Below are 22,591 nucleotides of genomic sequence, written 5' to 3'. Positions count from 1 at the left end.
CACCAATCCCGAATCACCATCTACGAGGATCCTCCAATGCTGGAAATGCGCCAGGTCTCCAAGGTCTACCGCACCGCGATGGTCGAAACCCACGCCCTGCGCTCTCTCGACCTGCACGTCCGCGAGGGCGAGTTCGTCGCCGTCACCGGCCCGTCCGGTTCGGGCAAGACCACCTTCCTCAACATCGCCGGCCTGCTGGAAACCTTCGACTCGGGCGACTACCTGCTCGACGGCGAGAACGTGCGCGGCCTCTCCGACGACGCCCGCAGCAGGCTGCGCAACCGCAAGATCGGCTTCATCTTCCAGGGCTTCAACCTGATCCCGGACCTCAACCTGTTCGACAACGTCGACGTGCCGCTGCGCTACCGCGGCCTGCCGGCGGCCGATCGCAAGGCGCGCATCGAGAAGGCGCTGGCGGACGTCGGCCTGGCCTCGCGCATGAAGCACTTCCCGGCCGAGCTGTCCGGCGGCCAGCAGCAGCGCGTGGCCATCGCCCGCGCCCTGGCCGGCGAGCCGCGCCTGCTGCTGGCGGACGAGCCGACCGGCAACCTCGACTCGCAGATGGCGCGCGGGGTGATGGAGCTGCTGGAGCAGATCAACGCCGCCGGCACCACCATCGTGATGGTCACCCACGACCCGGAACTGGCCGCGCGTGCCCAGCGCAACGTGCACATCGTCGACGGCGTGGCCACCGACCTGACCGTCGAGCCGGGCCTGCAGCGCATTGCCCGCACCGTGGCCGCTTCGGCCTGAGGAGCCCACCATGCTCGGCTACTACTTCAACCTGGCACTGCGCAGCTTCCGCCGCGACAAGGCCCTGACCGCGCTGATGGTGCTGGCCATCGCCCTGGGCATCGGTGCGTGCATGACCACGCTGACCGTGTTCCACGTGCTGTCCGGCGACCCGATTCCGACCAAGAGCGACCGCCTGTTCTACGTGCAGCTGGACGCGGCGGAGATGAACGACTACACCCCCGGCGAGGAACCGGACGAGCAGCTGACCCGCTACGACTCCGAGACCCTGCTGCGCGAGAAGCGCGGCCTGCGCCAGGCGATGATGACCGGCGGCAGCGTGTCCGTTACGCCGGAGCGCGAGGGCCTGCCGCCGTTCCTGTCGGACGCGCGCTACACCAGCGCCGACTTCTTCCCGATGTTCGAAGTGCCGCTGCTGTACGGCAACGGCTGGAGCGCGGCGCAGGACGAGCAGCACGCGCGCGTGGCGGTGATCTCGAAGGAGCTCAACGAGCGCGTGTTCGGCGGCGGCAACAGCGTCGGCAAGCAGCTGCGCCTGGACCAGACCGACTTCACCGTGGTCGGCGTGGTCGACGAGTGGCGGCCCACGCCGCGCTTCTACGACATGAACAGCGACCGCTACGGCGAACTCGAGAACGTGTTCCTGCCGTTCACCACCTCGCGCGACCTGGACATGGGCCGCAACGGCAGCATGAACTGCTGGGGCGACACCCAGGGCGATGCCACCGGCCCGAACGCGCCGTGCAGCTGGATCCAGTACTGGGTCGAGCTGGAATCGGCGGGCAAGGCCGGCGAGTTCCGCGACTACCTGGTCAACTACTCCGACCAGCAGCGCGCGGCCGGCCGCTTCAAGCGCCCGACCAACGTCCGCCTGCGCAACGCGATGGAGCTGCTGGACTACGCGCGGGTCGTGCCGAACGACGTGGTGATGCAGCTGTGGCTGGGCTTCGGCTTCCTGCTGGTGTGCCTGGTCAACACCATCGGCCTGCTGCTGGCCAAGTTCCTGCGCCGCGGCAGCGAGATCGGCGTGCGCCGCGCCCTCGGCGCCTCGCGCGGGGCGATCTTCACCCAGTGCCTGGTCGAAGCCGGCACCGTCGGCCTGGCCGGCGGCATCCTCGGCCTGGGCCTGTCCCTGCTGGGCCTGTGGGGCGTCCGCCAGCAGCCGGCCAGCTACGCCGAACTGGCCCACCTCGACGTGGGCATGCTGCTGCTGACCTTCGTCCTGGCCGTGGTCGCCAGCATCCTCGCCGGCCTGCTCCCGGCCTGGCGCGCGATGCAGGTCACTCCCGCCATCCAGCTCAAGAGCCAGTAACGGGCCCCTGCCCGTCGCTGCCTACCGGAGACGTTCCATGGACATCCGACCCATCCTCTCCACCCTGCTGCGGCACAAGACCGCCGCGGCCCTGATCGTCATCGAGATCGCCCTGACCTGCGCGATCATCTGCAACGCGCTGTTCATGATCAGCGACCGCCTCACCCAGATCCGCGAGGTCAGCGGCCTGGCCGAGAACGAGCTGGTCCGCCTGCAGATCACCAGCATCGGCAGCGACAAGGAAGAGACCGCGCGTACCCGCTCCGACCTGGCCGCGCTGCGTGCCATCCCCGGCGTCAAGGACGCGACCGTGCTCAACCAGGTCCCGTTCGTGAACTCGTCCTGGAACAGCAGCGTGCGCCTGAGCCAGGACCAGCAGCAGTCGACCGTCAACGCCACTACCTACATGGCCGAGGACCAGTTCATCGAGACCCTGGGGCTGAAGCTGGTGGCCGGCCGCGACTTCAACCCGGACGAGTACGTGGACGCCGGCGACGTGCTCAACGCGGTGGGCGGCGACTTCACCATCCCCGCGGCGATCATCACCCGCAAGCTGGCCGACAAGCTGTTCCCGGGCGAGGACCCGATCGGCAAGGGCTTCTACAGCTGGAGCGACCAGCCCACCCGCGTGGTCGGCGTGGTCGAGCACCTGGTGCGGCCGAACCAGATGGGCGGCCCGACGGCGCGCGAGTACGCGATGGCGTTCCCGCTGCGCCCGCACTACAACCTCGGCGGCAACTACCTGGTCCGCACCGATCCGGAGCGCCGCCAGGAAGTGCTGGAGGCGGCCAAGAAGGTGCTGCTGGCCAACGGCGCCGACCGCATCCTGCTGGAGGACAACACCAAGACCGTCGAGGAGCTGCGCCGCGAGTTCTACCAGGCGCCGCGCGCGATGGCCTGGCTGCTGGGCATCGTCTGCGTGGCCCTGCTGCTGATCACCGCGCTGGGCATCATCGGCCTGGCCAGCTTCTGGGTGCAGCAGCGGACCAAGCAGATCGGCGTGCGCCGCGCCCTGGGCGCCACCCGCGGGCAGATCCTGCGCTATTTCCAGACCGAGAACTTCCTGCTGGCCACCATCGGCATCGCCGTCGGCATGCTGCTCGCCTTCGCCATCAACCAGGCGCTGATGGGCAAATACGAGATGGCGCGGCTGCCGGCGCTGTACCTGCCGTTCGGCGCGCTGCTGCTGTGGGGCCTGGGCCAGCTGGCCGTGCTCGCCCCGGCACGCCGCGCCGCCGCGATCCCGCCGGCCACCGCGACGCGCAGCGTATGAGCCGCCGCAGCGCCAACCGCTCCCGCGCCGTGCCGGTCGACCGCGCCCTGGTCCGGCACGCGATCGCCGCGGCCGTCCTGGCCGGCGCCGCCTGGCTGGCGTGGGCGCTGCCGCTGGCGCCCACCAGCGGCTCCGGCCGGCCGGCGCGCGCGCCGGCCGGTGGCCTGCTGGTGCACCCGATGGCCGGCCTCGGCGCGCTCGCGCAGGGCCGGCTGCAGGTCTGCGGAGCGGTCGCCGGCGACTGCCGCGCGGCCTCCGCGTCGGCGATGATCCCGCCGCGGGACACCATCGGACAGGTCGTCCGCGTTCCCGGCTAGCCACTGGCCGGCCGGGAACAGGTAGCCTTGTCCCCCTTCTTCCCTCCACTGCCGCGCTGCATGTCCACCATCCTGGTCATCGACGACAACCCTGCCGTCGCCACCGCCCTCGAAGTGCTGTTCTCGCTGCACGACCTGTCCACCGTGCACGCGGCTTCGCCCGAAGCCGGCCTGGCCCTGCTGGACAGCGAGCCGGTGGACCTGGTCATCCAGGACATGAACTTCACCGCCGATACCACCTCCGGCGACGAAGGCCGGGCGCTGTTCGCGGCGATCCGCGAGCGCCACCCGGACCTGCCGGTAGTGCTGCTGACCGCGTGGACGCACCTGGAAAGCGCGGTGGAGCTGATCAAGGCCGGCGCCGCCGACTACGTGGCCAAGCCCTGGCAGGACGCCAAGCTGCTGGCCACGGTCAACAACCTGCTGGAACTGGCCGAGGCGCGGCGCGAACTGGACCAGCGCCGCGACGGCGAACGCCGCCGCCGCGACGACCTGGCCCGGCGCTACGACCTGCGCGGCGCGGTGTTCGCCGACCCGGCCAGCGAGCGCGTGGTCGCGCTGGCCTGCCAGGTCGCCCGCTCCGGGCTGCCGGTGCTGATCACCGGCCCCAACGGCGCCGGCAAGGAGAAGATCGCCGAGATCATCCAGGCCAACTCGCCGGCGAAGTCCGGGCCGTTCGTGACCGTGAACTGCGGCGCGCTGCCGGCGGACCTGATCGAGGCCGAGCTGTTCGGCGCCGAGGCCGGCGCCTACACCGGCGCCAACAAGGCGCGCGAGGGCAAGTTCGAGGCCGCCGATGGCGGCACCCTGTTCCTGGACGAGATCGGCAACCTGCCGCCGGCCGGGCAGATGAAGCTGCTGCGCGTGCTGGAGACCGGACGCTTCGCGCGGCTGGGCTCCAACCGCGAGCGCCAGGTCAAGGTGCGCGTGGTCAGCGCGACCAACGCCGACCTGCCGGCGATGATCCGCGAAGGCAGCTTCCGCGAGGACCTCTACTACCGGCTCAACACCATCGAGCTGGCGATGCCGCCGCTGGCCGAGCGCCCCGGCGACATCGTGCCGCTGGCCGAGCATTTCCTCGATGACGACAAGACGCTGTCGGCCAGCGCGATCAGCGCGCTGCAGCGCCACCCGTGGCCGGGCAACGTGCGCGAGCTGCGCAACGTGATCCAGCGCGCGCAGCTGCTGGCCACCGGCCCGCGCATCGAGGCCGAGGACCTGGGCCTGCCGCGCGCACCGGCGCAGCGCAGCAGTCCCGCGCGCGAGCCGGAGCGCGAACAGATCGAGGCGGCGCTGCAGCGCGCCGGCGGAGTGATCGCCCAGGCCGCCGCCGAGCTGGGCATGAGCCGCCAGGCGCTGTACCGGCGCATGGAACGACACGGGTTGAAGCCCGCATGAGGCAGCCGGCATGAAGCTCCGCCGCAGCCTGTTCCTGCGCCTCTTTCTGCGCCTGTTGCCGGTGCTGGCGCTGGCTGCCGCGCTGCCCTGGACCTTCGCCTACTGGATCGACCATGGCTGGGTGGTGGCGGTCAGTTCCACCCTGATCCTGCTGGGCCTGGCGTGGTGGAGCCTGCACCGCGCGCTGGCGCCGCTCAACTCGCTGTTCCGGGCCCTCGCCGGCAGCGTCAACACCTACCGCGACGGCGAGTTCAACTTCGGCATCAACTGGCACAGCAACGACGAGATCGGCGAGCTGGTCCAGTCCCACGCCGAGCTGGGCGAGGTACTGCGCCAGCAGCGCCAGGACCTGGTGCAGCGCGAGCTGCTGCTGGACACCATGGTGCAGAACACGCCGGTGGCGATGCTGCTGTCGGCCGCCGGCGGCGACCAGGTCCGCCGCGTGGTCTACGCCAACGTCGCCGCGCGCAAGCTGCTCAACGAAGGCCACAAGCTGGAAGGCCAGCGCATCGACGAGCTGCTGGCATCGCTGCCGGCGGGGCTGCAGGAAGCGGTGGCGCGCGGCAACGACAGCCTGTTCTCGATCGCCGACGAGGATGGCGAGGACGAGCAGGTCTACCACCTGTCGCGCCGCACCTTCACCCTCAACGGCCGCCCGCACGAACTGCTGCTGGTGCGCCTGCTCACCCCGGAACTGCGCCGCCAGGAAGTGCAGACCTGGAAGAAGGTGATCCGGGTGATCAGCCACGAGCTCAACAACTCGCTGGCGCCGATCGCCTCGCTGGCCCATTCCGGCGCCGAGCTGGTGCGCCGCGGCCGCACCGAGCGGCTGGGCGAGGTGTTCGCCACGATCGAGGACCGTGCGCGGCACCTCGAGGGCTTCATCCGCGGTTACGCGCGCTTCGCCAAGCTGCCGCAGCCGCGCCTGGACCCGGTGGTATGGGGCGAGTTCCTCGCCCGCCTGCAGCGGCAGATCGGCTTCACCCTGGAAACCTCGACCCCGGACCTGCCCGGCAAGGTCGACGTGGCGCAGATGGAACAGGCGCTGCTGAACCTGCTCAAGAACGCGCACGAGGCCGGCGACGAAGCCGATCCGCCCAGCGACGAGGTCACCGTGCGCCTGCTGCGCATCCCGGGCTGGACCCGCCTCGAAGTCCTGGACCGCGGCCCCGGCATGAACGAGGCGGTGCTGCAGAACGCGCTGCTGCCGTTCTATTCAACCAAGCGCAACGGCACCGGCCTGGGCCTGGCGCTGTGCCGCGAGATCGTCGAGGCCCACGGAGGCCGCCTGTCGCTGCAGAACCGCACCGATGGCGGCCTGTGCGTGGCGGTGATGCTGCCGGAGAACTGAGCGGCGGCGCTGGCGAGGTCTGGCGCGTCGCCACGCGCTGCGGAGTCACCGCCGGACTGTATCGCCCAGGGACCAATGCGTGGCCGCAGCCCCCCTGCCCCGGATGCGGCCTTCGGCCTTGTCCGGGCTACATCTCGTGGTGCGTAGCCCGGGTAAGCGAAGCGCACCCGGGGACGACGCACGAAGCACGCCGCGGCCCCGCGGCCGCAGGTCAATCCCGGCTCAGGCCTTCGGCTTCTTCTCCGGCCGCTTCCAGCCTTCGATCGTGTTCTGGCGCGCGCGGGAGACGGTCAGCGCGTCCGGCGGCGCGTTGCGGGTGATGACCGAACCGGCGCCGATCGTCGCTCCGGCACCGATCTCCACCGGCGCCACCAGCGCGGAGTTGGAGCCGATGAAGGCGCCGTCGCCGATCACCGTGGCGGACTTGTTCACGCCGTCGTAGTTGCAGGTGATGGTGCCGGCGCCGACGTTGACCCCGGCGCCGACCTGCGCATCGCCCAGGTAGGTGAGGTGGTTGGCCTTGCTGCCCACGCCCAGCACCGCCTTCTTGGTCTCGACGAAGTTGCCGACGCGCACGCCGTCGGCCAGCACCGTGCCCTGGCGCAGGCGCGCGAACGGGCCGATCGTCGCCGCGCCCTCGGTGACCACGCCTTCCAGGTCGCAGTGCGCGAGCACCTCGGTGCCCGGGCCCAGGCGCACGTCCTTGAGCCGCACGAACGGGCCGATGCGCACGCCGTCGCCCAGTTCGACCTCACCTTCGAGGATCACGTTGGCGTCGATCTCCACGTCGCGGCCCACGCGCACGTTGCCGCGCTGGTCGAAGCGCACCGGGTCGAGCAGGCGCGCGCCCTGCGCGCACAGGTCCCGCGCGCAGCGCAGCTGGAACGCGCGCTCGAGCTGGGCCAGCTGCCAGGGATCGTTGGCGCCCTCGGCCTCCAGCGGATCGGCCACCAGCACCATCTCCGCGGCGTTGTACTCGGCCGCGGCCATGGCGAAGATGTCGGTCAGGTAGTACTCGCCCTGCGCGTTGTCGCTGGAAAGCCGGGCCAGCCAGCGCTTCAGCGGATCGGATTCGGCGGCGATGATGCCGGTGTTGATGGTGCGGATGCGGCGCTGTTCCTCGTCGGCATCGCGGTGCTCGACGATCGCGGCGACCCGGCCTTCCAGGTCGCGGACGATGCGGCCGTACCCGGTCGGGTCCTCCAGGTCGGCAACCAGCACGCGCAGCAGGCCCGGCGCATCGCGCAGCCGCGCCAGCGTCTCCGGCCGGGTCAGCGGCACGTCGCCGTACAGCACCAGCACGTCGCACGCCGCGGGGATGCCCGGCATCGCCTGCTGCACCGCGTGACCGGTGCCCAGTTGCTCGGCCTGCTCGTACCAGTGCAGGTCTTCCTGCCCGGCGAACGCGGCACGCACCGCCTCGCCGCCATGCCCGTAGACCACGTGGATGCCTTCCGGCTGCAGCGCGCGCGCCGTGGCGATCACGTGCGCCAGCATCGGCCGCCCGCCGACCGGCTGCAGCACCTTGGGGAGCGAGGACTTCATCCGCTTGCCCTCGCCGGCGGCGAGGATCACCACGTGCAACGCCTGGGTCATGGTCTGTCCGTTCTTCCGGGTGCGCCGATTCTACTTCGGCGGCGCGTGGACGCGTCCGCCCGGCGGCCGTGCCCGCCCTCACGGCTGTGAACGGAAGCCGACCGGCTGGCTTCCGGGGCCGTGCGGCTGGCTTCTACAATGGCGCTCCCCGCCTGCCGAGCGGCCGACCGGAACCGATCGATGCGACTCATCCGCCAGGGCAGCCATTACCTCGTCTTCGGCGTGCTGCAGCTGGTGGTGGACTGGGCGGTGTTCGTGGTCCTCACCGCGCTGGGCATCGCCCCTGCGCCAGCCAACCTGGCCGGGCGCACCGCCGGCGCCATGCTCGGCTTCTGGCTAAACGGCCGTTACACCTTCGCTGATGACGACGGCCACCGGCTCGGCTGGCGCCGCTTCGCCCGCTTCTGGGCGCTATGGCTGGTGATGACCGCGATCAGCACCCTGCTGGTGGCCGCGGTCGAGGCGCACCTGGGCCTGCGCCAGGCCTGGCTGGCCAAGCCGGTGGTCGAGGCGGGCCTGGCGATGGCCAACTTCTTCCTGATGCGGCATCTCGTCTATCGCTGACGCCGGGGACAGGATCGTCGCCGGCGTTGACCTGCGTCAGGGCGCGCACGCGGCGGTGGCCGCAGGCTGGGCTCCCCTTCCAGGAGCCTGCCATGAGCGCCCCCGACAGCACCGAGTACACCGCCCATCCCTTCGACGCCCGCGGCATCGCGCGACGCTTCCGCCACTCCGCCATCTTCGGCGCGCTCGGTGCGCTCGAACCCGGCGAGGCGATGCGCTTCGTCAACGACCACGACCCCCTGCCGCTGCTCGACCAGATCGCGACCCGCTTCGGCGATCGCATCGGGATCGCCTACCGCCAGCAGGCACCCGGGGCGGTGGTGATCGACTTCATCGTGCGCGCCTGAGCCGGCAGGCGCCCGCCCGGATCGCCTCGGCACAGGCGGTCCGGCGCCGGGTGCGGGCGTTCCGCCCGCGGCGAGGCTCAGCGCTCGAGGAAATTCCGCAGCAGCGCGTGGCCGTGCTCGGTGAGGATCGATTCGGGGTGGAACTGCACGCCTTCCACCGGGTGTTCGCGGTGGCGCAGGCCCATGATCTCCTCGAACGAGCCGTCCTCGTTCTCGGTCCAGGCGGTGATCTCCAGGCATTCCGGCAGCGTGGACTTCTCCACCACCAGCGAGTGGTAGCGGGTGGCCTCGTAGCCGTCCGGCAGGCCGGCGAACACGCCCTTGCCCTCGTGGCGGATCGCCGAGGTCTTGCCGTGCATGATCCGGCCGGCGCGGATGACGTTGCCACCGTAGGCCTGGCCGATGCTCTGGTGGCCCAGGCACACGCCGAGGATCGGCGTCGTCGCACCGAGCTTTTCGATCACCTCCAGCGACACGCCTGCCTCGTTGGGCGTGCACGGACCGGGCGAGATCACGATCCGCTCCGGGGCGAGCTTCGCGATCCCGTCCACCGTCAGCGCGTCGTTGCGCACCACCTTCACCTCCGCGCCCAGCGCCTGCAGGTACTGCACGAGGTTGAAGGTGAAGCTGTCGTAGTTGTCGATCATCAGGAGCATTGCGACGGCCTCACTCGACCAGGGTGTAGATGATGTAGACGTCCTGGGTGAGCTCGATGCTGCCCTCCTTCAACACCGTCGGGGCCGCGGCGACGCGGCTTCCCGTCACCGCGATGCTGTCCAGTTCGACGCCTTCGCCTGACGTGGCGTAACGGACGTTGAAGCCCTGGTTGGAGATGTTGTGGACGGTACCGAGGCGCCGGCCGACCGAGGTGGCCATGGCCTCGGCGGTGCCGCGCGCATCCTCGACCGCGGCCGCCAGCAGTTCCTTGCGCAGCTCGTCGGAACGGGCCAGCTCGAACCGGCCTGTGCTGAGCTGGAGCTGGGTGGCCGCTGGCAGCGACGAGATCATCGCCTGCAGGTCGGCGAGCCTGCGGAACCGCAGCTTCACCTGGCGCTCGTAGGTGTTGCCGAGGAACACCTGGGTATCGTCCCGGTCGTTGTAGCGGTACTCGGGCTCGACATCGAGGTTGGAGATATCGATGTCGCGGTCTTCCAGCCCCAGCCCCTGCGCCAGCTCGAGCACGCGCTGGGCCAGCGACTCGATCTGGCGCTGGGTCCTGGCCGCGTCCTTGCTCGTTTCCGACAGGGTGACGTGGAGCGGGAAGATGTCCGGCACCACCTCCGCCTTCGCCTTGCCATGCACGGCGATGAAAGGCGCGCCACTGATCGACTGGGCCTGCGCTCCGAACGCCAGCGACGACAGCAGCAGCGTGGCGATGATTGCCTTCATGCCTGGCCTCCGTGGTGTGGTCTTCATAGTCCCTGCGCGGCCTGGGCCACCGCGCGGAACAGCGCGCGGCCCTTGTTCATGGTCTCGTCCCACTCCTTCTGCGGATCGGAGTCGTAGACGATGCCCGCGCCGGCCTGCACGTGCAGGCGGCCGTCCTTGATCACGGCGGTGCGGATGGCGATGGCGGTATCGGCGTCGCCATGCCAGCCGATGTAGCCGATGCTGCCGGCATAGACATTGCGCTTGATCGGCTCCAGCTCGCGGATCACTTCCAGCGCGCGGATCTTCGGCGCGCCGCTGACCGTGCCGGCCGGGAACGTCGCGCGCAGCACGTCGGCATAGGACAGGCCCGGCAGCAGCGCGCCGGTGACCTCGCTGACGATGTGCATGACGTGGCTGTAGCGCTCGATCACGAAGCGCTCGCCGACCTCGACCGTGCCGGCCTGCGAGACCCGGCCGACATCGTTCCGGCCCAGGTCGATCAGCATCACGTGCTCGGCCAGTTCCTTCGGATCGGCCAGCAGGTCCTGCTCCAGCGCCAGGTCCTCCTCCGGCGTGCGGCCACGCGGGCGGGTGCCGGCGATCGGGCGCACGGTGACCTCGCCGCCCTGCAGGCGCACCAGGATCTCCGGCGAGGAGCCGACCACCTGCACTTCGCCGGTGTCGAGGAAATACATGTACGGCGACGGATTGAGCGCGCGCAGCGCGCGGTACACGTCGACCGGGCGCGCGTTGAACGGCACGCTCAGGCGCTGGCTCAGCACCACCTGGAACACGTCGCCGGCGCGGATGTATTCCTTCGACTTCTCCACCGCCTCGATGAAGCCTTCGCGGGTGAAGCCGGAGACGAAGTGGCTCTCGTCGAGCACGTCGCGGCTCAACGGCACCGGGTAGCTGCCGGGCTGGCGCAGCTTGTCGACCAGGGCGTCCAGGCGCGCCTGCGCCGCGTCCCAGGAACCGGGCAGGCGCGGGTCGGCGTGCACGACCAGGTACAGCCGGCCCTTGAGGTTGTCGAACACCGCCAGCTCTTCGGAGAGCATCAGGTGGATGTCCGGTGTGCCCAGCTCGTCGCGCTTGCCGCCGCCGGCCAGGCGCGGCTCGATGTAGCCGATGCACTCGAAGCCGAACCAGCCGACCAGGCCGCCGGTGAAGCCCGGCAGGCCTTCCAGCTTCGGCACCTGGTAGGCGGCGCGCAGCGCCTCGACCTCGGCGAACGGATCGGCGACTTCGCGCGTCTCCACCACCTGGCCGTGCTCGCGCACTTCCATGGTGTGGCCGCGGAAGGCGACGGTGCGCCGCGCCGGCAGGCCGATGATCGAGTAACGGCCGAAGCGTTCGCCGCCCTCGACCGATTCGAACAGGTAGGTGTGCGGGGCGTCGGCCAGCTTCAGGTAGACCGAAAGCGGCGTGTCCAGGTCGGACATCACCTCGCGGACGACGGGGATGCGGTTGTAACGGGCTTCAGCGGCGTGCTGCTGGAACTGCTCGGGCGTGACCAAGGGAGGCTTCCTTCCAGTGGATCAGGGCATGGCGGGTGACGACGGCATGCGGCCGCCATCGCCAGCACAGGCGCGCGGAGGAAGGTTGGAGCCTGATCGTCTGGCCGAACATGGGCCCACTTTACCCGCATCGGCGCGGACGCGCAGCCGTTACGGGGGCAACGGTGGCGCGGCGCCGGGGGGCGTCAGGAAGGTCGCGACCCGCGGGGGCCGGACGGCGACAGCAGCGGGCTGTCCGGCGGCAGGTGCATGCGCAGCCGGCCGGGCACGCATTCGACGCGGAAGCGGCGCGCGGCCACCGGCTCGCCGTCGAGGTTGAGGGTCAGCTCGCCGTCCAGCGATTCCACCTCGACCCGGGCCAGCCGCGTGCGCACCGCGCTGCGCTCCAGCGCCGCATGCTGGCCCTGCGCCACCACCGTGCCGAGGGTGGCCAGCAGTTCGCCGGACAGCTCGGGGATCACGGTGAGGTCGAGCAGGCCGTCGTCGACCACCGCCTCCGGGCACAGCGGCTGCCCGCCGCCGGCCTGGCGGCCGTTGCCCAGGCCCAGCGCGATCATCCCGCCCTCCCAGTCGAAGCCTGGCCCGCGCAGGCGCACCGGCAGCGGTTCGATCCGGCCCAGTTTCGCGATCCCGGTGACCAGGTAGGCCAGGCCGCCGAGCAGCTTTTTCAGGCCCTCGTCGGTCTCCACCGTGACCTCGGTGCCGAAGCCGCCGCTGGCCAGGTTGGCGCACCAGTGCTCGGTGCCGTCGGCCTCCACGCGCAGCAGGTCCAGCGGCGTCGGGGGCCCAGCGGCGACCAGGGACAGGGCCTCGCCCGGGTCCTGCGGCAACCCGGCGGCAGTGGCGAAATCGTTGGCCGTACCCAGCGGCACCAGGCCCAGCGCCGGCGTGTCCGCGGCCGGCAACTGCAGCCGCGCCAGCACGGCGGCGACCTCGCCCAGGGTGCCGTCGCCGCCGGCAGCGACCACCGTCGCCGCACCGGCGGCCATGGCTTCGTCCACGTAGCGGGCCGCGTCGCCGGGCTCCCACAGCACCCGCACCTGCACCGGCGTGCCGCGGTCGCGCAGTGCCGCCACCGCTTCGCGCAAGGCGTCGTCGCCGGCGGACTTGCCGTTGAGCAGCAGCCAGATCGTGGCCGGCACGCGGGGTTGGGTCATGGGCAGCCTGCGGGGGGAAGCGGTCCGGCAGGCTAGCAATGGCAGCGCCGGCGGGCCGTGAACCGGCGTCGCCACGCGGTCACGCCCCGGCGGCGGGATCGGCGTACGTGCGGCGGGGCAACCGGCGCTTCGCGGGCCGGAGCGCCGAACAGGCAGGCGCCGGGCACCCGCCCGGTCGGGTCAGCCGCGCGCGGCGTCCACCGCGGCCTTCATCCTCGCGATGGTGTCCGCGTAGGCCTCGCGGGTGCGCGGGGCGGTGAAGATCGCCGAGCCGGCGACGAAGGTGTCGGCGCCGGCGGCGGCGATCTGGCCGATGTTGTCGGCCTTGACCCCGCCATCGATCTCCAGCCGGATCGGCTTGCCGGTCTTGTCGATCATCGCCCGCACCGCGCGCAGCTTGTCCAGGCTGGACGGGATGAAGGACTGGCCGCCGAAGCCGGGGTTCACCGACATCAGCATCACCAGGTCCAGGTCCTCCAGCACCCAGTCCAGCACCTCGACCGGCGTGGCCGGGTTGAGCACCAGGCCGGCCTGGCAGCCGTGCGACCTGATCAGCTGGATGGTGCGGTGGACGTGGCGGCTGGCTTCCGGGTGGAAGCTGATGAGGTTGGCGCCGGCGGCGGCGAAGTCCGGGACGATGCGGTCCACCGGCTCCACCATCAGGTGCACGTCGATGAAGGCCTGGACGCCGTGGTTGCGCAGCGCCTGGCAGACCATCGGGCCGATCGTCAGGTTGGGCACGTAATGGTTGTCCATCACGTCGAAATGGACCCAGTCGGCGCCGGCGGCCAGGACGTTGTCCACTTCCTCGCCCAGGCGGGCGAAGTCGGCCGAGAGGATGGACGGGGCGATGACGGTGGGCTGCATGGTCGGCTCGGGCAAGGCGGGGAACGGGGCGTGACGCCGGGGTCAGCGGCGGCGCAGGGCGCGGATGCGGTCGTAGGCGGCGTTGATGGCACGGGCGCGCTTTTCGGCCTGCTCGCGCAGCTCGGGGGCGGCGCCGGCGACCTTGTCCGGGTGGTACTGGGACATCAGCCGGCGGTAGGCCTGGTCGATCTCGGCGTCGCTGGCCTCGCGGGTCAGGCCCAGCTCGGCATAGGGATTCTCGCGCTCGCGCAGGCGGAACCAGTCGGCATCGAAGGCGTGGCCCAGCAGCAGGCCGACCACGGCACCGAACAGGGGGTTGGCCCGGAACAGCAGCGCCCCGGCGATGGCTCCCAGCAGTTTTCCGTACCAGCGGTTCATTCGGCGGGCGTCGCCCCTGGCCTCTGGAGCACCCCGGGCGGGGCCTGGCGTGCGGGATGGCAATTCTACGGCACAGGCGGCTCCACTGGCCGTACACTGTGCGGCCGGCCGCCACGCGGGCGTCGCCAGGCGTGGGTCGGGCCGCCGTCAAATCCTGTGTCCCGCCTGCTTCCGGAGACTGCGTTGTCCACGACCCTGCTCCAGTCCGACCTCCCCGGCCTGCCGCTGCGCCACCGCGGCAAGGTGCGCGACGTGTTCGACCTTCCCCGCGAACGGATCCCCGACGCGGCGCTGGCCACGGCCGGCGATTCCGGCAACTCGCCGGACGGCTACCTGCTGATGGTCGCCACCGACCGCCTTTCGGCGTTCGACGTGGTCCTGCCCGACCCGATCCCCGGCAAGGGCGAGATGCTGTGCCAGATCTCCAACTTCTGGTTCGGCAAGACCGCGCACCTGATGCCCAACCACCTCACCGGGATCGATGTCGCTTCGGTCCTGCCCGAGGGCGCGGACCCGGCGCTGTATGCGAAGCGCGCGGTGGTCACCCGCAAGCTCAAGCCGGTGCCGGTGGAGGCGATCGCCCGCGGCTACCTGATCGGCAGCGGCTGGAAGGACTACCAGCGCACGGGCAAGGTCAGCGGTATCGCGCTGCCCGAGGGCCTGCGCCAGGCCGAGCAGCTGCCGGAGCCGATCTTCACTCCGTCGACCAAGGCCGCCGTCGGCGACCACGACGAGAACATCGATTTCGACGCGATGGTGCGCAAGGTCGGCGGCGAGCTGGCCGAGCGCGTACGCGACGCGACGCTGCGCCTGTACCGCTTCGCGGCGACCTACGCGGCCGAGCGCGGCATCCTGCTGGCCGACACCAAGTTCGAGTTCGGCACCGACGCCGACGGCCGCCTGTACATCATGGACGAGATGCTGACGCCGGATTCCTCGCGCTACTGGCCGGCCGACGAGTACGAGGTGGGCACGAGCCCGCCGAGCTACGACAAGCAGATCGTGCGCGACTACCTGGAAACGCTGGACTGGGACAAGACGCCGCCGGGCCCGAAGCTGCCGGCCGAGGTCATCGAGCGCACCCGCGCCCGCTACGCCGAGGCGCTGCAGAAGCTGGCCGGCATCTCGATCGACTGACCCCGCTGCGGGGCGACAACGCCCCGCACTGCCCGTAACCCGGACAAGCGAACCGCATCCGGGTGCGCCGGGAATGAACCGCCCCGGCCCGCGTGCATGGGACGCGGGCGTCCGGCGGCATGCGCGGCAGTGGCACGCAAACATGCCGCCCCACCCCGGTCGGAGCGGGGTTTCAGGGCTTCGGCCTTATCCGGGCTGCTCCCCGCGCGCTATCCTCGACGCACACGCGTACGGGATCCCCGGGAGGGACGAGATGGACGCCACCCTGCAGCGGCCGATCGACCGCTATTTCGCCAGCTATTCCGGCGACCACCGCAACCTCCTCAACCAGCGCATCCACGTCGTCGCCGTGCCGGCGATCCTGTGGTCGGTGGTGGCGCTGGTGTGGTGCATCCCGGTCGTTGGCACCTGGATGAAGACCGGGGTGTGGGCGGCCTTCGCGATGTTCTTCGCCTGGATGTTCTATTACCGCATGTCGCGGCCGCTGGGCCTGGGCATGCTGGCGGTGTTCTTCCTGTGCGGCTGCATCTGCCGGCTGGTGGAGATGCGCTTCGGCCTGCAGGCGCTGCTGTGGAGCGCGGTCACCGTGTTCGTGGTCGCGTGGATCGCGCAGTTCGTCGGCCACAAGTTCGAAGGCCGCAAGCCCAGCTTCCTCACCGACCTGGTCTACCTGCTGATCGGACCGGCCTGGGTGCTGGCGAAGTTCTACCGGAAGATGGGCTGGAAGTACTGAGCCGGCGGGAAACCCCTCCCATGCCGCGCGTTGTCTTGAAGGGTTGGCGGCGCGTATCCCCGCGTCGCTGTGACCACGCATCCCGACGCACCCCACCGTCCCCGGGCTCTAGATCGAGTCCGCCCCCTCGAACATCCACGCTTCCGGCGCGAACCCGCGCGGCGCATAGCCCAGCTCGCGCCGCGCCGGGCCCGCGTCGAACACCAGGTCCTCGCGCATCCGCTGCAGCACCGCCGGACCGGCGTCGTGCACGCCAAGCGCGCGCGCGGTCCATGCCGCCAGCGAGAACAGCGGCCCCGGCAGCAGCCACAATCGCCGTGGCGGCTGCAGCGATGCCAGCACCCTCGCCACCATGTCCCGGTAGGCGAGGGTTTCGCCACCGGGCAGATCGAAGGCACGCAGCCCGCGTCCGGGGCCATCCAGCGCCGCCAGCGCCGCGTCGGCCAGGTCGTCCACATGCACCGGCTGGCGCCGTCCGCGCGCGTCGTGCGGCAGCACGAACAGGCCGTGCCGGCGCGCCAGCGCCGCGATCCGGCTGAGGTTGCGGTCTCCGCCGCCGCCGTAGACCAGGGTCGGGCGCAGCAGCGTGACCGCGGCATCGCGTCCGGCGGCCGTCGCCGCGAGCCGCTCTTCCGCCTCGCGCAGGCGCGCGGCCAGCGCGCGCTCGGCCGGATCCGGCGAGCGGTCCTTGACGTGCACGCTGGTCGAGCCGAAGGCCACCACCGGCGTCGGCCCGGTCGGCGTGGCCGCGTACCACTGCGAGAACAGGTCCAGCGGCCCGCAGCTGAGGATGGCCTCGAAGCCGTCGCCGGGCCCGGCCGAACCGGGCAGCGCGCCCTGGCGCCATTCCACCCCGGGCAGCGGCGGCGCCGCGCCCCGGCTCAGCGCCACCACCTGCCAGCCGCGCGCCTGCAGCCGGGCGAGCACGCGGCGGCCGATCGGGCCGGTGCCGCCGAACAGCAGTGCGCGGGGTGGCGACGCGCTCACCGGCGGCGCGGAGGGAGAAGCTTCGACATGCGCACAGCATAGCGACCGCGTCGCAGGACGTGCCGCGTGCCGCGGCGTACTTGCACCTGCTGTTACACTCGGGCGCCTGCTCGACCACGCTTCCTGCCCCGGATGATCCCCTTCCTGGAAACCATGCTCGCCCTGCCGTTCCTCGCGGCCCTGGCGATGGTGTTCCTGCGCGGCCGTCCGCGCGGGCAGGTGGCGTGGGTGGCCGCGGCCGCGCCGGTGCTGGGCCTGCTGGTGCTGGCCTGGCTGACCCCGGCGGTGCTGCAGGGCTGGATCCCGCGCGCCGGCTGCGCCTGGATCCCGCAGATCGGCCTGGACTTCAGCCTGCGCCTGGACGGCCTGGCCTGGATGTTCGCCGGGCTGGTGCTGGCGATCGGCGTGCTGGTGGTGATGTACGCCCACTACTACCTGTCGAAGGAGGACAGCGCGCCGCGCTTCTTCGGCTGCCTGCTGTTCTTCATGGGCTCGATGCTGGGCGTGGTGCTGGCCGGCAACCTGCTCCTGCTGCTGGTGTTCTGGGAACTGACCAGCATCAGCTCGTTCCTGCTGATCGGCTACTGGTACAAGCGCCAGGACGCGCGCGAGGGCGCGCGCATGGCCCTGGCGATCACCGGTGGCGGCGGCCTGGCCCTGCTCGGCGGCGTGCTGCTGATCGGCCGCATCGTCGGCAGCTACGACCTGGACGTGGTGCTGGCCTCCGGCGACCTGATCCGCGAGAGCGCGCTCTACCCGTGGGCGCTGGGCCTGGTGCTGGCCGGCGTGTTCACCAAGAGCGCGCAGTTCCCGGTGCACTTCTGGCTGCCGCACGCCATGGCCGCGCCGACGCCGGTGTCGGCCTACCTGCATTCGGCGACGATGGTGAAGGCCGGCGTGTTCCTGCTGGCCCGGCTGCACCCGGCGCTCGCCGGCACCGACCTGTTCTTCTACGTGGTCACCGGCGTGGGCACGGTGACCCTGCTGGCCGGCGCCTGGTACGCGATCTTCCAGCACGACCTCAAGGGCCTGCTGGCGTACTCGACGATCTCGCATTTGGGCCTGATCACCGTGCTGTTCGGCCTGTCCACGCCTATGGCGGTGGTCGCCGGCGTGTTCCACATCCTCAACCACGCCACGTTCAAGGCCTCTCTGTTCATGGCCGCGGGCATCATCGACCACGAGACCGGCACCCGCGACATGCGCCGGCTGGGCAACCTGCGCAGGTACATGCCCATGACCAGCGCGCTGGCGATCATCGCCTCGCTGTCGATGGCCGGCATCCCGCTGCTCAACGGCTTCCTGTCCAAGGAGATGTTCTTCGCCGAGGCGCTGGGCGTCGAGCGCTACCGGATGATGGGCAACTGGGTGGCGGTGGCGGCGCTGCTGTACGGCATCTTCGGCGTGGCCTACAGCCTGCGCTTCATCCTCGAGACCTTCTTCGGCGAAGGCCCGCGCGGGCTGGACCGGGTGCCGCACGAGCCGCCGCGCTGGATGAAGATCCCGGTGGAGGTGCTGGTGCTGCTGTGCGTGGCCGTGGGCGTGGCGCCGGCGTGGACCATCGCCCCGGTGCTGCAGGCCGGCGCCGGCGCGATCCTCGGCGAGGCCATGCCGCACTACAGCCTGGCGGTCTGGCACGGCCTCAACCGGCCGCTGCTGATGAGCCTGGCCGGCATCGTCGGCGGCGTGGCGCTGTACTTCGGCCTGCGCCGGCTGCTGGACCTGCACGCGATCATGCGCAGCTCGCTGGGCCGGCAGGTGTTCCGCTGGAACATGGAAGCGCTGTACGCCCTCGCCGCCCGCTTCACCACGGGGCTGGCCAACGGCAGCCTGCAGCGCAGCATGGTCTGGCTGGTCGCCGCGGCGCTGTTCGCCGGCGCCGCGCCGTTCCTGTCCGGCGTGTCGCCGCCGCTGCAATGGCGCGCCCCGCAGCCGATGCCGCTGCTTGGCTGGCTGCTGTGGCTGGTGCTGCTGGCCTGCACCGCGTGGACCATCAAGTTCTATCGCCAGCGCCTGCTGGCCCTGGTCGTGCTCGGCGGCGCCGGGCTGATGGTGAGCCTGACCTTCGTGTTCCTCTCGGCGCCGGACCTGGCCCTGACCCAGCTGCTGGTGGAAATGGTCAGCCTGGCCCTGCTCCTGCTCGGCCTGCACTACCTGCCGGCGCGGTCGCCGCCGGAGCGCACGCCGCGCCGGCGCCTGCGCGACATCGTCGTGGCCGCGGCGGCGGGCCTGGGCATCGGCCTGCTCGCCTACGCGATGATGACCCGCGTGCCCGGCGAGCCGGCCAGCCTGGAGATGCTGGCGCGCTCGCTGCCGGAGGCCTACGGCCGCAACGTGGTCAACGTGATCCTGGTCGACTTCCGCGGCTTCGACACCTTCGGCGAGATCACCGTGTTCGGCGTGGCCGCGCTGATCGTGCACGCGCTGCTGCGGCGCGCGCGGATGGCGCCGGAGAAGGTGATGGCCGGGCCGCCGGTGAAGCTGCCGGTGCCGGCCGACCTGGCGCAGATGATGTTCCCGCTGACCCTGACCGTTTCGGTGTTCCTGTTCCTGCGCGGGCACAACGCGCCCGGCGGCGGCTTCATCGCCGGCCTGGTGCTGGCGGTGCCGCTGCTGATCCAGTACGTGATCCAGGGCGCGGCCTCGGTCGAGTCGCGCTTCGGCTTCGACTACATCAAGTGCATCGCCGTGGGCCTGATCGTGGCCGCGGCCAGCGGCGCGGCCTCGTTCGCGTTCGGGCTGGAGTTCCTGACCAGCGGCCACGCCGAGCTGGACCTGCCGTTCCTCGGCGAACTGGAGCTGGCCAGCGCGATGGGCTTCGACACCGGCGTGTACCTGGTGGTGTTCGGCGGGGCTATGCTGATCCTGTCGATGCTGGGCACGATCAAGCCCTCGCGCACCCGCGTCGCGCGACAGGGCGTGATCGAACCGGGCGAACGCTCGACCCGCACGGGGGAGCGGCCGTGATGCACATGGAGGCGAAGCGCTGATGGAGCTGGCGATGGCGAGCGCGATCGGGCTGCTCACCGCGGCGGGGGTGTACCTGCTGCTGCGCGCGCGCAGTTTCGACCTGATCCTGGGGCTGACCCTGCTCTCGTACGCGACCAACCTGCTGATCTTCTCCAGCGGCCGCCTGGTGGCGGGCAAGCCGCCGGTGCTGCGCGACGGCGTGGCCACCGACCTGGCCCACTACACCGACCCGCTGCCGCAGGCGCTGGTGCTGACCGCGATCGTGATCTCCTTCGCGATGACCGCGGTGAGCATCGTCATCGCCATCCGCAGCCGCGCCGACAACCACAGCGACCACGTCGACGGCAGCAGCGCCGAGCGCGAGTTCCAGCTGGCCGAGCAGCGCCGCCACGAGGAAGCGCGCGTGGCTACCCTGGCCGCCGACACGGCCCGCGCCAGGTCCACCGGCGAAGCCTCGCCCGCGCGCGACATGGAGGCCGGCGGATGAACCACCTTCCGCTGCTGCCGATCCTGGTGCCGCTGGTCGCCGCGGCGCTGGCCCTGTTCTTCGAGCACCGCCGCTTCGGCATGGCGCCGCAGCGCATGGTCGCGTGGACCTCGATGGCGGCGATGCTGGTGGTCTCGATCCTGCTGGCGCAACGCGCCGCCGGCGGCGAGATCGCGGTGTACCTGGTCGGCGACTGGCCGGCGCGGCTGGGCATCGCGCTGATGGTCGACCGGCTCTCGGCGCTGATGCTGCTGGCCGCGCAGCTGCTGGGCGTGGCCTGCCTGCTGCACGCCTGCGCCGGCTGGGACCGGCGCGCGCCGCATTTCCACGCGTTCTTCCAGTTCCAGATGATGGGCCTGAACGGCGCGTTCCTGACCGGCGACATCTTCAACCTGTTCGTGTTCTTCGAGGTGCTGCTGATCGCCTCGTACGGGCTGATGCTCAGCGGCGGCCGCGGCGAGCGCCTGCGCGCCGGCCTGCACTACGTGGCCTTCAACATCGCCGCTTCGACGCTGTTCCTGGTCGCCCTGGGCCTGGTCTACGGCCTGCTGGGTACGCTCAACATGGCCGAGCTGGCGGCGCGCGTGGCCGAGCTGCCGGTGGAGGACGTCGCCCTCGTGCAGGCGGCGGCCGGCCTGCTGGTCGTGGTGTTCTGCGCCAAGGCGGCGCTGTTCCCGATGTACTTCTGGCTGCCGCAGACCTACACGCATGCGCCGGCGGCGGTGGCCGGGCTGTTCGCGATCATGACCAAGGTCGGCCTGTACGCGGTGCTGCGCGTGTGCACGCTCAGCTTCGGTACCGGCACGGTGGCCGGCTTCGCCTGGCCGGCGCTGCTGGCGCTGGGCGGCACCACCCTGGTCCTGTCCTCGCTGGGCGTGCTGGCCTCGCGCAAGCTGCGGGCGATGACCGCCTACCTGGTGCTGGGCTCGGCGGCGACGCTGTTCCTCGCCTTTGCCCTGGCCAGCGCCGGGACCATCTCCGCCGGCCTGTACTATCTGGTGCACAGCACCTTCGCCGGCGCCGCGCTGTTCCTGCTGGCCGACCTGATCCGCCGCCGCCGCGGCAATGCCGGCGACCGCAAGGACGTGCTGTCCGCGCTGCCGGACCGCACCCTGCCGGGCGTGGTGTACCTGGTCGCGGCGGTGTCGCTGGCCGGGTTGCCGCCGCTGTCGGGCTTCATCGGCAAGCTGCTGCTGCTCGAGGCGGTGCCGGCGCCCCGCACCGGCTGGGTGTGGGCGCTGGTGCTGGGCAGCAGCTTCATGATGCTGGTCGGGCTGGCCCGCGCCGGCACCCGCCTGTTCTGGCGGGTGGAACCGTGGCCGGATGCCTCGCCGGAGAAGCTGGCCGCATACACCCCGGTGGAGCAGATGAAGGTGGTGCCGAGCCGGCCGCTGGAAGCCGCGGCCACCATGCTGCTGCTGGCCTACGGCGTGGCCATGGTGCTGGCCGCCGCGCCGCTGCTGGAATACACCCGTGCCACGGCCGCGCAGCTGCAGTCGCCGGGCGACTACGTGGAGCAGGTGCGCGCGGCCCTGCCGGTGAGGGGCGACTGATGGCCACTCCATTGCGCAAGCGCTGGCTGCCGTCGCCGCCGTTGAGCGTGCTGGTGTTCTGCTTCTGGCTGCTGCTCAACGACGCGGTCACCGCCGGCCATGCGCTGATGGGCCTGGTGCTGGCGTTGCTGATCCCGCCGTTCGCCGCGCGCCTGGACCGCGAGTTCGCGCGCATCGGCAGCCTGCGCCAGGTGCCGCGGATGATCGGCGTGCTGCTGCTGGACATCGTCCGCTCCAACATCACCGTGGCCCTGCAGGTGCTGGGCCCGGAGCGCGACATCCACCCGGGCTTCATCTGGGTGCCGCTGGACATCAGCAACATCCACGGCATCGCCGTGCTGACCAGCATCATCACCCTCACCCCCGGCACGGTATCGTCGGCGCTGTCGGACGACCGCCGCTACCTGCTGGTGCACGTGCTGAACCTGGACGACGCCGACGAAGTCATCCGGCAGATCAAGACCCGCTACGAGAAGCCGCTGATGGAGATCTTCCCGTGACCCCGCAGGCCCTGGTCGGCTAC

General features: G+C 71.1%; 22 protein-coding genes. 14 read left to right on the top strand and 8 right to left on the bottom strand.

Features of this window, described 5'->3' with window-relative positions; translation table 11 throughout:
- Positions 1-36: 36 nt before the first annotated feature.
- Genes M503_RS0106060 through M503_RS0106035 form a run of 6 tightly spaced genes read left to right on the top strand, consistent with a single transcriptional unit; the run spans position 37 to position 6,404 of the window.
- Entirely contained in the window at positions 37-753 is a 717-nt protein-coding gene (locus M503_RS0106060) for an ABC transporter ATP-binding protein (protein WP_024868684.1), read from the top strand.
- Between the two features lie 10 nt (positions 754-763).
- Positions 764-2,065, top strand: coding sequence for an ABC transporter permease (locus M503_RS0106055; RefSeq protein ID WP_028919424.1), 1,302 nt, complete (start codon positions 764-766; stop codon positions 2,063-2,065).
- Positions 2,066-2,102: 37 nt separating this feature from the next.
- Positions 2,103-3,338, top strand: a complete 1,236-nt coding sequence (locus M503_RS0106050; protein WP_028919423.1) for an ABC transporter permease — start codon at positions 2,103-2,105, stop codon at positions 3,336-3,338.
- Complete coding sequence (locus M503_RS0106045) at positions 3,335-3,655, top strand: hypothetical protein (RefSeq protein WP_028919422.1); 321 nt, start codon at positions 3,335-3,337, stop codon at positions 3,653-3,655. The genes M503_RS0106050 and M503_RS0106045 overlap by 4 nt, the downstream gene beginning before the upstream one ends.
- Positions 3,656-3,715: 60 nt before the next feature.
- Positions 3,716-5,053, top strand: a complete 1,338-nt coding sequence (locus tag M503_RS0106040) for a sigma-54-dependent transcriptional regulator (protein WP_028919421.1) — start codon at positions 3,716-3,718, stop codon at positions 5,051-5,053.
- A 10-nt stretch (positions 5,054-5,063) separates the two neighbouring features.
- Entirely contained in the window at positions 5,064-6,404 is a 1,341-nt protein-coding gene (locus M503_RS0106035) for a sensor histidine kinase (protein WP_028919420.1), read from the top strand.
- A 222-nt stretch (positions 6,405-6,626) separates the two neighbouring features.
- On the opposite strand, the gene glmU is transcribed toward M503_RS0106035, so the two are convergent.
- On the bottom strand, positions 6,627-8,000 hold the full coding sequence (gene glmU, locus M503_RS0106030) for a bifunctional UDP-N-acetylglucosamine diphosphorylase/glucosamine-1-phosphate N-acetyltransferase GlmU (RefSeq protein ID WP_028928150.1): 1,374 nt from the start codon (positions 7,998-8,000) through the stop codon (positions 6,627-6,629).
- Between the two features lie 180 nt (positions 8,001-8,180).
- Between glmU and M503_RS0106025 the strand changes: the two genes are divergently transcribed.
- The gene (locus M503_RS0106025; protein WP_028928149.1) at positions 8,181-8,564 is read left to right on the top strand and encodes a GtrA family protein; all 384 of its coding nucleotides are present in this window, start codon (positions 8,181-8,183) and stop codon (positions 8,562-8,564) included.
- A 92-nt stretch (positions 8,565-8,656) separates the two neighbouring features.
- A complete protein-coding gene (locus M503_RS0106020) occupies positions 8,657-8,911 on the top strand; it encodes a DUF2249 domain-containing protein (RefSeq protein WP_028928148.1) in 255 nt (84 codons plus the stop codon).
- 77 nt (positions 8,912-8,988) lie between these two features.
- Here M503_RS0106020 and M503_RS0106015 read toward each other — a convergent pair whose 3' ends face one another.
- The 6 genes from M503_RS0106015 to M503_RS0105990 all read right to left on the bottom strand — a co-directional run bounded on the left by M503_RS0106015 (position 8,989) and on the right by M503_RS0105990 (position 14,201).
- Positions 8,989-9,567 (bottom strand): anthranilate synthase component II, encoded by a 579-nt coding sequence (locus M503_RS0106015; RefSeq protein WP_024868693.1) that lies wholly within the window; start codon positions 9,565-9,567, stop codon positions 8,989-8,991.
- A 10-nt stretch (positions 9,568-9,577) separates the two neighbouring features.
- On the bottom strand, positions 9,578-10,300 hold the full coding sequence (locus M503_RS0106010; protein ID WP_028919415.1) for an SIMPL domain-containing protein: 723 nt from the start codon (positions 10,298-10,300) through the stop codon (positions 9,578-9,580).
- Positions 10,301-10,323: 23 nt separating this feature from the next.
- Positions 10,324-11,799 carry an anthranilate synthase component I gene (trpE, locus tag M503_RS0106005; protein WP_028919414.1) on the bottom strand — a complete coding sequence of 492 codons (1,476 nt, stop codon included), beginning with the start codon at positions 11,797-11,799 and terminating at the stop codon, positions 10,324-10,326.
- 185 nt (positions 11,800-11,984) lie between these two features.
- Entirely contained in the window at positions 11,985-12,956 is a 972-nt protein-coding gene (gene yegS / locus M503_RS0106000; protein ID WP_037060644.1) for a lipid kinase YegS, read from the bottom strand.
- 180 nt (positions 12,957-13,136) lie between these two features.
- Positions 13,137-13,823: a ribulose-phosphate 3-epimerase gene (gene rpe, locus M503_RS0105995; protein WP_037060642.1), complete on the bottom strand. Its 687-nt coding sequence runs from the start codon at positions 13,821-13,823 to the stop codon at positions 13,137-13,139.
- Between the two features lie 42 nt (positions 13,824-13,865).
- Positions 13,866-14,201 (bottom strand): J domain-containing protein, encoded by a 336-nt coding sequence (locus M503_RS0105990; RefSeq protein ID WP_028928145.1) that lies wholly within the window; start codon positions 14,199-14,201, stop codon positions 13,866-13,868.
- 183 nt (positions 14,202-14,384) lie between these two features.
- On the opposite strand from M503_RS0105990, the gene M503_RS0105985 reads away from it, so the two are divergent.
- Both M503_RS0105985 and M503_RS0105980 read left to right on the top strand, forming a co-directional pair.
- Complete coding sequence (locus M503_RS0105985) at positions 14,385-15,338, top strand: phosphoribosylaminoimidazolesuccinocarboxamide synthase (protein ID WP_028928144.1); 954 nt, start codon at positions 14,385-14,387, stop codon at positions 15,336-15,338.
- A gap of 253 nt (positions 15,339-15,591) precedes the next feature.
- Complete coding sequence (locus tag M503_RS0105980) at positions 15,592-16,071, top strand: DUF962 domain-containing protein (RefSeq protein WP_028919410.1); 480 nt, start codon at positions 15,592-15,594, stop codon at positions 16,069-16,071.
- Positions 16,072-16,179: 108 nt separating this feature from the next.
- Here the strand turns inward: M503_RS0105980 and M503_RS15790 are convergent, their stop codons facing one another.
- Entirely contained in the window at positions 16,180-17,058 is an 879-nt protein-coding gene (locus M503_RS15790; protein WP_051414315.1) for an NAD-dependent epimerase/dehydratase family protein, read from the bottom strand.
- Positions 17,059-17,190: 132 nt separating this feature from the next.
- Between M503_RS15790 and M503_RS0105970 the strand changes: the two genes are divergently transcribed.
- The 4 genes from M503_RS0105970 to M503_RS0105955 are packed head-to-tail and all read left to right on the top strand — an operon-like array spanning position 17,191 to position 22,568.
- Positions 17,191-20,025, top strand: coding sequence for a monovalent cation/H+ antiporter subunit A (locus tag M503_RS0105970; RefSeq protein WP_028928143.1), 2,835 nt, complete (start codon positions 17,191-17,193; stop codon positions 20,023-20,025).
- 22 nt (positions 20,026-20,047) lie between these two features.
- On the top strand, positions 20,048-20,515 hold the full coding sequence (locus tag M503_RS15785) for a Na+/H+ antiporter subunit C (protein WP_081720952.1): 468 nt from the start codon (positions 20,048-20,050) through the stop codon (positions 20,513-20,515).
- A complete protein-coding gene (locus tag M503_RS0105960) occupies positions 20,512-22,068 on the top strand; it encodes a monovalent cation/H+ antiporter subunit D (RefSeq protein WP_028919407.1) in 1,557 nt (518 codons plus the stop codon). The genes M503_RS15785 and M503_RS0105960 overlap by 4 nt, the downstream gene beginning before the upstream one ends.
- On the top strand, positions 22,068-22,568 hold the full coding sequence (locus M503_RS0105955; protein ID WP_028919406.1) for a Na+/H+ antiporter subunit E: 501 nt from the start codon (positions 22,068-22,070) through the stop codon (positions 22,566-22,568). The genes M503_RS0105960 and M503_RS0105955 overlap by 1 nt, the downstream gene beginning before the upstream one ends.
- Positions 22,569-22,591: the final 23 nt, after the last annotated feature.

The organism is Pseudoxanthomonas suwonensis J47 (assembly GCF_000513955.1).
Taxonomy (GTDB): Bacteria; Pseudomonadota; Gammaproteobacteria; order Xanthomonadales; family Xanthomonadaceae; genus Pseudoxanthomonas; species Pseudoxanthomonas suwonensis_C.
The sequence above is the reverse complement of the archived record's forward strand: the minus strand, read 5'-3'. Positions and strand labels throughout refer to the sequence as shown.